At 72.7% G+C, this 9,913-nt stretch carries 14 protein-coding genes; 7 read left to right on the forward strand and 7 right to left on the reverse strand.

Translation table 11 applies throughout. The features are described 5' to 3' along the window. Positions 1-651: FadR/GntR family transcriptional regulator (locus tag AB8Z36_RS20080; protein ID WP_369214726.1), on the reverse strand; the 651-nt coding region annotated here is incomplete at its 3' end. A gap of 263 nt (positions 652-914) precedes the next feature. Here AB8Z36_RS20080 and AB8Z36_RS20085 point away from each other — a divergent pair. Next, complete coding sequence (locus tag AB8Z36_RS20085; RefSeq protein ID WP_369214739.1) at positions 915-1,754, forward strand: glycoside hydrolase family 19 protein; 840 nt, start codon at positions 915-917, stop codon at positions 1,752-1,754. A 99-nt stretch (positions 1,755-1,853) separates the two neighbouring features. On the opposite strand, the gene AB8Z36_RS20090 is transcribed toward AB8Z36_RS20085, so the two are convergent. Continuing rightward, positions 1,854-2,291, reverse strand: coding sequence for a nitroreductase/quinone reductase family protein (locus AB8Z36_RS20090; protein ID WP_369214727.1), 438 nt, complete (start codon positions 2,289-2,291; stop codon positions 1,854-1,856). Positions 2,292-2,333: 42 nt separating this feature from the next. After that, positions 2,334-2,885: a TetR/AcrR family transcriptional regulator gene (locus AB8Z36_RS20095; RefSeq protein ID WP_369214728.1), complete on the reverse strand. Its 552-nt coding sequence runs from the start codon at positions 2,883-2,885 to the stop codon at positions 2,334-2,336. 62 nt (positions 2,886-2,947) lie between these two features. On the opposite strand from AB8Z36_RS20095, the gene AB8Z36_RS20100 reads away from it, so the two are divergent. Together AB8Z36_RS20100 and AB8Z36_RS20105 are read left to right on the forward strand one after the other, a co-directional pair. Then, positions 2,948-3,421: a nuclear transport factor 2 family protein gene (locus AB8Z36_RS20100; RefSeq protein ID WP_369214729.1), complete on the forward strand. Its 474-nt coding sequence runs from the start codon at positions 2,948-2,950 to the stop codon at positions 3,419-3,421. A gap of 143 nt (positions 3,422-3,564) precedes the next feature. Continuing rightward, on the forward strand, positions 3,565-4,962 hold the full coding sequence (locus tag AB8Z36_RS20105; RefSeq protein WP_369214730.1) for an NADP-dependent succinic semialdehyde dehydrogenase: 1,398 nt from the start codon (positions 3,565-3,567) through the stop codon (positions 4,960-4,962). 119 nt (positions 4,963-5,081) lie between these two features. Here AB8Z36_RS20105 and AB8Z36_RS20110 read toward each other — a convergent pair whose 3' ends face one another. Next, the gene (locus AB8Z36_RS20110) at positions 5,082-5,309 is read right to left on the reverse strand and encodes a DUF5133 domain-containing protein (protein ID WP_369214731.1); all 228 of its coding nucleotides are present in this window, start codon (positions 5,307-5,309) and stop codon (positions 5,082-5,084) included. 129 nt (positions 5,310-5,438) lie between these two features. On the opposite strand from AB8Z36_RS20110, the gene AB8Z36_RS20115 reads away from it, so the two are divergent. From AB8Z36_RS20115 to AB8Z36_RS20130, 4 genes are all read left to right on the forward strand, one after another. Then, positions 5,439-5,972 carry a DUF6328 family protein gene (locus AB8Z36_RS20115; protein ID WP_369214732.1) on the forward strand — a complete coding sequence of 178 codons (534 nt, stop codon included), beginning with the start codon at positions 5,439-5,441 and terminating at the stop codon, positions 5,970-5,972. A gap of 240 nt (positions 5,973-6,212) precedes the next feature. After that, complete coding sequence (locus tag AB8Z36_RS20120; protein ID WP_369214733.1) at positions 6,213-6,905, forward strand: HemK2/MTQ2 family protein methyltransferase; 693 nt, start codon at positions 6,213-6,215, stop codon at positions 6,903-6,905. Continuing rightward, a complete protein-coding gene (locus tag AB8Z36_RS20125) occupies positions 6,889-7,143 on the forward strand; it encodes a CDGSH iron-sulfur domain-containing protein (protein ID WP_369214734.1) in 255 nt (84 codons plus the stop codon). Before AB8Z36_RS20120 ends, AB8Z36_RS20125 begins: the two co-directional genes overlap by 17 nt. Continuing rightward, a complete protein-coding gene (locus AB8Z36_RS20130) occupies positions 7,140-8,156 on the forward strand; it encodes an iron-containing redox enzyme family protein (protein ID WP_369214735.1) in 1,017 nt (338 codons plus the stop codon). The genes AB8Z36_RS20125 and AB8Z36_RS20130 overlap by 4 nt, the downstream gene beginning before the upstream one ends. Before the next feature lie 25 nt (positions 8,157-8,181). Here the strand turns inward: AB8Z36_RS20130 and AB8Z36_RS20135 are convergent, their stop codons facing one another. From AB8Z36_RS20135 to AB8Z36_RS20145, 3 genes are all read right to left on the reverse strand, one after another. Then, positions 8,182-8,877 (reverse strand): DUF6766 family protein, encoded by a 696-nt coding sequence (locus AB8Z36_RS20135; RefSeq protein WP_369214736.1) that lies wholly within the window; start codon positions 8,875-8,877, stop codon positions 8,182-8,184. Positions 8,878-8,959: 82 nt separating this feature from the next. Next, complete coding sequence (locus tag AB8Z36_RS20140) at positions 8,960-9,376, reverse strand: hypothetical protein (RefSeq protein ID WP_369214737.1); 417 nt, start codon at positions 9,374-9,376, stop codon at positions 8,960-8,962. 72 nt (positions 9,377-9,448) lie between these two features. Next, on the reverse strand, positions 9,449-9,913 hold a 465-nt coding region (locus tag AB8Z36_RS20145), incomplete at its 5' end, for a hypothetical protein (protein ID WP_369214738.1).

A 9,913-nucleotide genomic window follows, 5' to 3' on the forward strand; every position in this document is an offset into this window, starting at 1 on the left:
GGCGAGTACGGCGGCCTCGGCCGCCGCGGGGTCGCGCGCCTCGATGGCGTCGACGATGGCCTCGTGCGCGTCGAACTGGTGGCGCACGGCGTCCGGCACGGGGGCGGCGACGACGGATTGCAGCGTCTCGCGCAGCACGTCGCTGAGGTGCCCGTACAGCTCGGCGAGGACGCTGTTGTGCGCCGCGTCGGCGACCGTGCGGTGGAAGGCCATGTCGGCGTCGATGAACGCGGCGGTGCTGCCGCTCTCCCAGGCCAGGCCCCGCTCGGCGAGCGCGGCGCGCAGCGTGGTGAGGTCCTCCTCCGTGCGGCGCTCGGCGGCGTGCCGCGCGGCGTCCCGCTCCAGGCAGGCGCGCACCTCGTACGCCTCAAGGACCCCGGCCCTGCGCATCCTGCGCTGGACGGCCGCGCCGAAGTCGCTGCTTGCGCGTACGTAGGTGCCGTCGCCCTGGCGCGGCTCCAGCATGCCGGTGTGCACCAGGGCGCGGACGGCCTCGCGCACGGTGTTGCGGCCCACGGCGAGCTGCTCCACCAGGAGCGGTTCGGCCGGGATCTTCTCGCCGACCTTCCACTCGCCGTCGGAGATGAGGCTCTCCATCTGGGCGATGACCAGGTCGACGAGGTTGGTCCGGGCGGCGCTGCGCAACGGCATCGGATCGGCACCCTCTCTCACATCGGACAAACATGGGAACATCCCATGTTTCTCACACAGGGGAACATCCTATGTTTCGCACTGTCAAAGCCCCGCGTCACGAGCGAGCCGCTCCGGCAGCGGCCCGCGCGACGAGCCGTCCACCCTCTGGACGGCATCGCGCCAGTATTGGTCCAGACCTTGACAGGTTCAGACCATTTCGATTGGCTTCACGGCACCCCCATGGCGGCGCGGCACCCACCCCGCGCCCGCCCGGCTGCGCGATGATCGTCCTCGGCCCGGCCGCCGCCACGGCGTCCGCCGCCGCGTGCGCCGCGCCCTGGAGTTCGTCCTCGGTCTACACGGGCGGCAACACCGCCTCGTACAACGGCCACAACTGGACCGCCAAGTGGTGGACCCAGAACGAGACGCCGGGGCGCTCCGACGTCTGGTCGGACGCGGGCACCTGCGGTGGCGGCACCGACCCGGGCAACCCCGACCCGTCCGGATTCGTGGTCAGCGAGGCGCAGTTCAACCAGATGTTCCCGGGCCGGAACTCGTTCTACACCTACAAGGGCCTGACCGACGCCCTCAAGGCGTACCCGGCCTTCGCCAAGACCGGCAGCGACACCGTCAAGCGCCAGGAGGCGGCGGCGTTCCTCGCCAACGTCCACCACGAGACCGGCGGTCTGGTGTACGTCGTCGAGCAGAACCAGGCCAACTACCCGCACTACTGCGACGCCAACCAGCCCTACGGCTGCCCCGCGGGACAGGCCGCCTACTACGGCCGCGGCCCGATCCAGCTGAGCTGGAACTTCAACTACAAGGCGGCGGGCGACGCGCTCGGCATCGACCTCCTGCGCAACCCCTACCTGGTGGAGCGCGACCCGGCGGTCGCCTGGAAGACCGGCCTCTGGTACTGGAACACCCAGTCGGGTCCGGGCACCATGACGCCGCACAACGCCATGGTCAACAGCCGCGGCTTCGGTGAGACCATCCGCGCCATCAACGGCACCCTGGAGTGCAACGGCGGCAACCCCGCCCAGGTCCAGAGCCGGGTCGACCGCTACAAGCAGTTCACGCAGATCCTCGGCACCACGCCGGGCTCCAACCTGAGCTGCTGACCCCTCCTCCGCTCTTCCCGCTCTTCCGCGTTTCCCCGCGCACGACGGCCGGGCGGTCCTGATCTCGCGTCAGGACCGCCCGGCTCCGCGCGTCCCGCCCTACTCGGGGGGCAGCAGCCGGAACACCGGGTGCCGGGCCGCCTCGGCCGCGAACTCCGCGTCGGAGGAGTCGCCGGTCACGTCGAAGTAGGCCCGCGTCACGGGCACTTCACGCCAGTACTGGCGCAGCACGGGAACACTCTCCTGGGGCCCGAGCTCGGTCACCCGCAGGGTCCGCGACCTGCCGCCGCGGCTGAGCCCGACCTCCCCCGCGGCCCGCGCGTTGCGCGCCCAGTCGCTCACCCCGTAGGCCGCCACGAGCCAGCGCTCCTCACCGGACGACATCACGTCGACCGGGGTGGAGTAGAGACGCCCGGTCCTGCGCCCGCGCACCGACAGGTTGTACCGGTAGCCCTTGCCGAAGCCCAGCCGGGTCATCGTGTGGAACACCCGGTTGACCGCCCTCGTACCGAAGTTCACGCGGTACGTCTTCGCCATCGCCCCTCCTCAAGTCCGGTCTCCTAGGCCGGAGGTCGGAGCTTACGACGCGCCGAGCAGGCGTGCCGCACCCGCACGCGCCGCACGGGCCGCCTCCGGCGAGCCGGAGATCGCGGCGGTCGTCATGGCGCCCTCCGCGAGCAGGACCAGCGGCCCGGCCAGCGACTCCGGGTGGCCCGCGGACGCCACCAGCGCGGCCACATAGGCGTGGAACGCCCGCTTGTGGGCCCGTACGGCGTCGGCCACCGCCGGGTCGACCGCGCCCAGCTCCCCGTAGGCGTTGACGAAGGCGCAGCCGCGGAAGTCCGGCTCGGCGAACCACGCGTAAAGCCAGTCATAGACCGCGAGGAGGCGCTCGTCCCCCTCGGGGCGCTCCTCCACGGCGGTCGCGAGCCGCGCGCGCCAGCGGCGGTCCCTGCGGTCGAGGCAGGCCCTGACCAGCTCCGACTTGGCGGGGAACACCTGGTACAGCCGCTTGAGCGAGACGCCGGACGCGGCCCGCACCTGGTCCATGCCGACCGCTTGGACGCCCCGCTCGTAGAACAGCCGCTCGGCGGCGTCCAGGAGCCTGACCTCTGCTTCGGCGTGGTTCATGGACCGCAGGCTACTACAGTGGAGAACGCACGTTCTCCGACCGGTCCCTGCTCAGGAGTGACATGACCACCACCGCGCGCCCGCCCGTACCGCCCTTCACCCGCGAGACGGCCGTGCAGAAGGTCCGCCTCGCCGAGGACGGCTGGAACAGCCGCGACCCCGAGAAGGTCGCCCTCGCCTACAGCGAGGACTCCCGGTGGCGCAACCGCGCCGAATTCGTCACCGGCCGCGCCGGGATCGTCGCCTTCCTGTCCCGCAAGTGGGCGCGCGAGCTCGACTACCGGCTGATCAAGGAACTCTGGGCGCACGACGGCCACCGCATCGCGGTGCGCTTCGCCTACGAGTGGCACGACGACTCCGGGCAGTGGTACCGGTCCTACGGCAACGAGAACTGGGAGTTCGGCGACGACGGCCTGATGCGGGTGCGCCACGCCTGCATCAACGACCTCCCCATCGCCGGTGCCGACCGCCTCTGCCACTGGCCCCTCGGCCGCCGCCCCGACGACCACCCGGGACTGACCGAACTCGGCCTGTGAGCGGAGCCGGGCGGTGCGGGACGTTATGTCCCGGCGAGCGGGGGCACTCTGCGCATGCCCCCGCCCGCCCGTCGGCCTACGCTGGCCATCCCGGGCCGGGGGCCGCATCCACCGCGCCCAGGCACCCCTCCAGGAGGAACCGCATGCCCATCGCCACGGTCAACCCCGCCACCGGTGAGACGCTCGAAACCTTCGAGCCGCTCGGCTCCGCGGAGATCGAGCGCCGCCTGGCGGCGGCCGAAGCGGCGTACGCGACCCACCGCACCACCGGCTTCGGCGAACGCGCCCGGCTCCTGAACCGGGCCGCCGACCTCCTCGAAGAGGACACCGCCGACATCGCACGGACGATGACCACCGAGATGGGCAAGCCCGTCAAGGCGGCCGAGGCCGAGGCGGCGAAGTGCGTGAAGGCCATGCGCTGGTACGCCGAGCACGCCGAGGAACTGCTCGCCGACGAGCACCCCGCGCAGGCCGACGTGAGCGACTCCGGCGCCACGCGGGCCCTCGTCCGCTACCGCCCGCTGGGCGTCGTCCTCGCCGTGATGCCCTGGAACTTCCCGCTCTGGCAGGTCGTGCGCTTCGCCGCCCCCGCCCTCATGGCGGGCAACGTGGGCCTGCTCAAGCACGCGTCGAACGTGCCGCGGACGGCGCTGTACCTGGAGGACCTCTTCCGGCGCGCCGGGTTCGCCCAGGGGTGTTTCCAGACGCTGCTCGTCGGTTCCGGCGCGGTCGAGGACATCCTGCGCGACGGCCGCGTGGCCGCCGCGACCCTCACCGGCAGCGAGCCCGCGGGCCGCTCGGTGGCCTCCATCGCGGGCGACGAGATCAAGAAGACGGTCCTCGAACTCGGCGGCAGCGACCCCTACCTCGTCCTGCCCAGCGCCGACGTCGCACGCGCGGCCAAGACGGCGGTCACCGCCCGGGTGCAGAACAACGGGCAGTCCTGCATCGCGGCCAAGCGCTTCATCGTGCACGCCGACGTCTACGACGACTTCCGCGACCGGTTCGTCGCGGGCATGCGGGAGCTGACCGTCGGCGACCCCCTCGACCGCGCCACCGACGTCGGCCCGCTCTCCAGCGAACAGGGCCGCAAGGACCTGGAGGAGCTCGTCGACGACGCCGTCGGCCAGGGCGCGACCGTCCTCTGCGGCGGCGGCCGGCCCGAGGGGCGCGACCAGGGCTGGTTCTACTCCCCCACCGTCCTCGCCGACATCACCCCGAAGATGCGCATCCACCGCGAGGAGACGTTCGGCCCCGTGGCCACCCTCTACCGCGTGACCGGCCTGGACGAGGCCGTGGCACTCGCCAACGACGTCCCCTTCGGCCTCAGTTCCAACGTCTGGACCCGGGACGACGCCGACATGGAGCGCTGCGTACGGGACATCCAGGCGGGCGGCGTCTTCTTCAACGGCATGACCGCCTCGCACCCCGGGCTGCCCTTCGGCGGCGTCAAGCGCTCCGGCTACGGCCGTGAGCTCTCCGGCCACGGCATCCGCGAGTTCTGCAACGCCACGACCGTCTGGTACGGCCCGGCCGAGTAGACGGCACGGGCGGGGACAGGGCGTGCGGGGGGGGGGGGGGGGGGGGGGCCCCGGGACCGTCAGGTGTCCCGGGGCCCTCGCGGTGCTCGGACGGACGGGGCCACGAGGGACCCCGGCCGTCAGGCGGACAGCACGGAGTCGTCCTCCGTACGGGCCCCCGGCAGCCGGTGGCTCGCCGCGAGCAGCGCGGCATCGACGTCACTCGTACCGGTCGCGACGCACAGGCTGTACGCGACGTCGTGGAATTCCTGGCGGCTCGCGGCGCTGCCCTGATCGGCACGCAGCATCGCCAGGGCCTTGTAGCGCTCCACCAGGTCTTCCAGCAGGACGGGGTGTGCCAGCAGCACGGGGGCTCCTCCCTCGCGGGCTTGATCGTGAGACGTTCGCTCAGCGACCGTGTGCCCCGCCTCGATCACCCGAATCAGCGTTGATCCCTCCGATTGTCCTTTCGCCGGTTCCTGGGCAGACTCGTAGCCGTGGACGCGTCAAGCGGCAGGTCCGACGAGCCCCGCAAGGGACCCGGGGCGGAGGGCCGCCACGAGACGCGGACCGAGCGCGCGGACCGGCGCTGGGCCGAGCTCATCCAGGAAGTGCGGGTGGCGCAGACCGGCGTGCAGATCCTCTTCGGCTTCCTGCTCACCGTCGTCTTCACCGAGCGGTTCGGGGACCTGGGCGACACCGACCGGACGATCTACATCGTGACGGTCGTCCTCGGGTCGACCGCGACCGGCGCCCTCATCGCACCCGTCTCCTTCCACCGCCTGGTGACGGGCCGCCGGATCAAACCGGAGGCGGTGGTCTGGGCCTCGCGCCTGACCCTCATCGGCCTCGCGCTGCTCCTCGGCACCCTGACGGCGGCCCTGCTGCTCGTCCTGCGCGTCGCCACGCACAACGCCGTGGTGCCCTATCTGGTGGCCGGAGTCGTCGGCTGGTACCTGCTCTGCTGGCTCGTGCTGCCCGCCTGGTCACGGCACCGCCACACGACCCCGGACCGCGACGAGGGCCCGTAGCCGGTCACTGGCCGGTCCGTGGTCGGCGCCCTGTGCCGCCCGTCCGCCGCGCGGGACGCGCACCAGGAATGGATCAGGGTGCGCCGGGCACTCAGTGACGGGACGGAAGCCTGTAAGAAGTCCGCACTGTTCGTGCTATGTCACCACCTGTCACGGTTCGACTGGTGACTCCACGCGAACCGGCGGACCTTGGAGGGAGGGAGGCCCCTCGTGGGAGTGCCCACAGATGGGAGACGCCGTATGACCACGGAGACGCGGACGCCCATGCCGGAGCCGGTACGCCCGGCGAACCTGCTCGCGCCGCCCGGCGTGTACGCGCCCCAGTACGACACCGAACTGCTGACCCGCGCCCTGCGCCGTGAGGCCGTCGAAGGCGCCACCGTGCTGGACCTCGGGACGGGCAGCGGCGCGCTCGCCGTGGCCGCCGCACGCCTGGGCGGGCGGGTCACGGCGCTCGACATCTCCTGGCGGGCCGTGCTCACCGCGCGGCTCAACGCCCGGCTCGCCGGACAGTCGGTCACCGTGCACCGGGGCGACCTGACGACCGCGATCCCGGAGGGCCCCTTCGACTTCCTGATCAGCAATCCGCCCTACGTCCCCTCGCCCTCCCCCGTGCTCCCCCGCAGGGGCCTGGCGCGCGCCTGGGACGGCGGGCCCTGCGGGCGGTCGGTCGTGGACCGCGTCTGCGAGGCGGCACCGGGGGCCCTGCGCGAGGGCGGCACCCTGCTGATGGTGCACTCCGCGCTCTGCGACGTGGACGTCACACTGTCCCGGCTCAGGCAGGTCGGCATGGTCCCGAAGGTCACCGACCGCGCCTACATACCCCTCGGGCCCGTGCTCCGCTCCCGCAGGGCGTGGCTGCGCAGCCAGAACCTCATAGGCGCCGACGACAGCCTCGAAGAGCTGGTGGTGATCCGTGCCGAACGCCGATGACCGACCCCGCCGCGTCACGGTCGACCCCGAGGGGCCGCTCCTGGTGGAGGGCCCGGTCGAGGTGGTCGGCGAGGACGGCACCGTGCACGCGTCGCGGCGCTTCACCGTCGCGATCTGCACCTGCCGCCGCAGCCGCGCCTACCCGTGGTGCGACACCAGCCACCGCAAGCGAGTGAAACCGGAGGGCCGCGGCGCACGCGCGGCGGACGGCCCCGGGGAAAAGGAAACGACGTCATGAGCGCCTCCACCGAGGTCCGGGAGCCCCGCCTCCACAGCCCCGCGCTCCCCGCGCCGCGCGGCGCGCTGTCCGAGGGCGTCATCACCGCCCTGCGGGACGGCGGCCCCGCCCCTGCCCTCCAACGCCGGGCGGCGGACGCGGACCCGTACGGCGAAGACCTCCAGCTGGCGCTCTACGTCCTGTACGAGCTCCACTACCAGGGCTACGCCGACGTGCCCGACGAGCGGGAGTGGGACCCCGGCCTCCTCACCGTCCGGCACGCCCTCGAACAGCGCTTCCTGACGATCCTGCGCGCCGACGTGCCCGCGGTCGACACCGCGGAGGAGGCCCTGTCCGGGCTTTTGGTGGAACCCGTCGGGCACGACGAGAACAGCGTCAGCCACCACCTCCAGCGCGACGGGGAGCTGTGGCAGCTCAGGGAGTACGCGACCCTGCGTTCGCTGTACCACCTCAAGGAGGCCGACCCGCACGCCTGGGTGATACCCCGGCTGCACGGCCGGGCCAAGGCGGCCATGGTGGCCATCGAGTTCGACGAGTTCGGCGCCGGGCGCGCCGAGGACGTGCACGCCCGGCTGTTCGCGGAGCTGATGGCCGACCTCGGCCTGGAGACGGCCTACGGCCACTACATCGAGGCGGCCCCCGCCGAGGCACTCGCCACGGTGAACCTGATGTCACTGTTCGGCCTGCACCGCGCCCTGCGCGGCGCACTCGTCGGGCACTTCGCGGCCGTCGAGGTCACCTCGCCGCCCGGCTCCCGCCGCCTCGCCGCCGCCCTGCGCCGGGTCGGCGCGGGCCCCGCCGCCCAGCGGTTCTACGACGAGCACGTGACGGCGGACGCGGTGCACGAGCAGGTGGTGCGCAGGGACGTGGTCGGCGGCCTGCTGACCGCCGAACCGCACCTCGACGCCGACGTGGCCTTCGGCATCCAGTCCACCGGCTTCCTGGAGGACCGGCTCGGCGCACACCTCCTGGAGAACTGGCGGCGGGGGCGGAGCGCGCTGCGCGCCGCGTGACCGCCGTTGCGGGACCGCCGCGCCCTCAGCCCTCCACGCCGGTCGCGCCGTGCGGCGAGCCCACCGGTTTCGACTCGGGTGAGCCGCGCTGGCGCAGATAGACCGAGAAGATGGCCATCGACCCCACGGCGAGCAGTTCGGACTGCCAGTTCTGGAGCGTGCGGGACCAGAAGTCGGCGGTGCCCAGGTAGGCGGACCAGCCGATGGGCGCCTTGAGTTCGCGCAGGTGTTCCTCGTTGTACGCGGCCACGCCCGTCACGGACTGGGCGAGCCAGGAGAGCAGGAACAGCACGCACATCAGCGTGCCGAGCGAGCGGGCGTACCAGGCCTGGCGGAGGCCGCCGAGGGCCGCCCAGCGGGGCGAGTCGGGTGTGGCGTGGCGGCCCACCCTCTGTCTCCCGTCGGACCCCGGGCCCGCCTCGCCCAGCGGCTTGGACTCCGGGGAGCCGCGCTGGAGCAGCCAGACCGTGCCGAAGATGTAGAGGAAGAACTGGAGGTACTCCGACTGCCAGTTCTCCGTCACGTCCACCGCGAAGTCGGAGCTCAGCAGATAGCCGCCGAAGCTCAGCGGCGGCAGGTCATCCGCGATGAGCTGGTTGTTGAAGTCGGCGTGCCCGGCGACAGCCTGTCCGGCCAGGGCGAGCAGGAAGCCCGCACCGAACGCCAGGGTCAGTCCGTTGTGGCGCAGGAAGCGCGGTAGCCGGCGGCGCGACCCCGTCACCGGCGCATCAGCCCGATCACCACGCAGTAGGTGAGCCCGCCGAGCACCATGAGCAGGTAGGCCGTGAACAGGGTCCGCACGCTCAACCGCCCTTGATCAGACACTGGTACGGCCGCTCGGGGCGTGCGGTGCAGCCCGCCGCCACCACCTTCCAGCCGTGCGCGAAGGACGACAGGAAGAGCGTGTCCCCGGCGCCCACCACCCGTGCCTGCCTTCCGTACACGTCGACCGTGCGGACCGGTCCCGCCGTCGGCAGCCCGGCGTCGGTCAGGGCCCGGACACAGGGCAGTCCGGCGTCGCGCCGGAGTTCGTCGCGGGTGCCCGGGGCGAGCGCGGCGCAGCCGCGGGCGGCGTCGGAGGTGCGCAGGCCAGCCTCGAAGCGGTCCGCCGCCCGCGCCGCGGCGTCCTCGCGGGCGTCGACGCCGCAGCCGGTGAGCGCGCCGAGCAGCGCCGCGGCGAGCAGGGCCGGGCCGACCGCGCGCACCAGTTCCAGTCTCACCCGCGACACGATGCCGCACGCCGGACCGGGGCCCCGGGGTTCGGCGTACGACACGCGGAGGGGTACGTCCGGTCAGGCCTTCGCTCGGGGCTCTCCGTGTTCGGCGCCCGTCAGGCGGAGCTGGACCTGGACCTCCTGGTCGCCGGAGACGCTGCCGACCTGTTCGGCGACGAAGGCCGATTCGAGGACCGAGCGCACCCGGCCGACCGCGACGGGGCCGCCTTGGAGGTCGGCGGTGACGGAGCCCGCGAGCAGGACGCCGGGGACGGAGTCCGGCGCCTTCTCCGCGCGGAACTCGCCGGTCCAGACGGCGGACTCGGACTGGCCCGTCTGGCGGGGCGCGTCGTCGCCCCGGTCGGAGGGGAAGTGTTCGCGCAGCACGGTGAAGACGGTGTCCGCGTCGGCCGCCGAGCACTCGTCGAGAACGACCTGCACCAGGTCGGGCGAGGGGGATACCGGGTCGGCGGGGTTCGCATGCGAGGTGTCGTTCACGCTGTTCTCCGTGGGTGGCAGATAGCTGGCAGGGGGGGCTGATGG

Source organism: Streptomyces flavofungini, from assembly GCF_041028215.1.
Taxonomy (GTDB): Bacteria; Actinomycetota; Actinomycetes; order Streptomycetales; family Streptomycetaceae; genus Streptomyces; species Streptomyces flavofungini_B.

Bases quoted from the DNA above. Each gene is read 5' to 3' on its own strand.
- AB8Z36_RS20085 (WP_369214739.1), top strand. From the start codon at position 915: ATGATCGTCCTCGGCCCGGCCGCCGCCACGGCGTCCGCCGCCGCGTGC.
- AB8Z36_RS20090 (WP_369214727.1), bottom strand. From the start codon at position 2,291: ATGGCGAAGACGTACCGCGTGAACTTCGGTACGAGGGCGGTCAACCGG.
- AB8Z36_RS20095 (WP_369214728.1), bottom strand. From the start codon at position 2,885: ATGAACCACGCCGAAGCAGAGGTCAGGCTCCTGGACGCCGCCGAGCGG.
- AB8Z36_RS20100 (WP_369214729.1), top strand. From the start codon at position 2,948: ATGACCACCACCGCGCGCCCGCCCGTACCGCCCTTCACCCGCGAGACG.
- AB8Z36_RS20105 (WP_369214730.1), top strand. From the start codon at position 3,565: ATGCCCATCGCCACGGTCAACCCCGCCACCGGTGAGACGCTCGAAACC.
- AB8Z36_RS20120 (WP_369214733.1), top strand. From the start codon at position 6,213: ATGACCACGGAGACGCGGACGCCCATGCCGGAGCCGGTACGCCCGGCG.
- AB8Z36_RS20130 (WP_369214735.1), top strand. From the start codon at position 7,140: ATGAGCGCCTCCACCGAGGTCCGGGAGCCCCGCCTCCACAGCCCCGCG.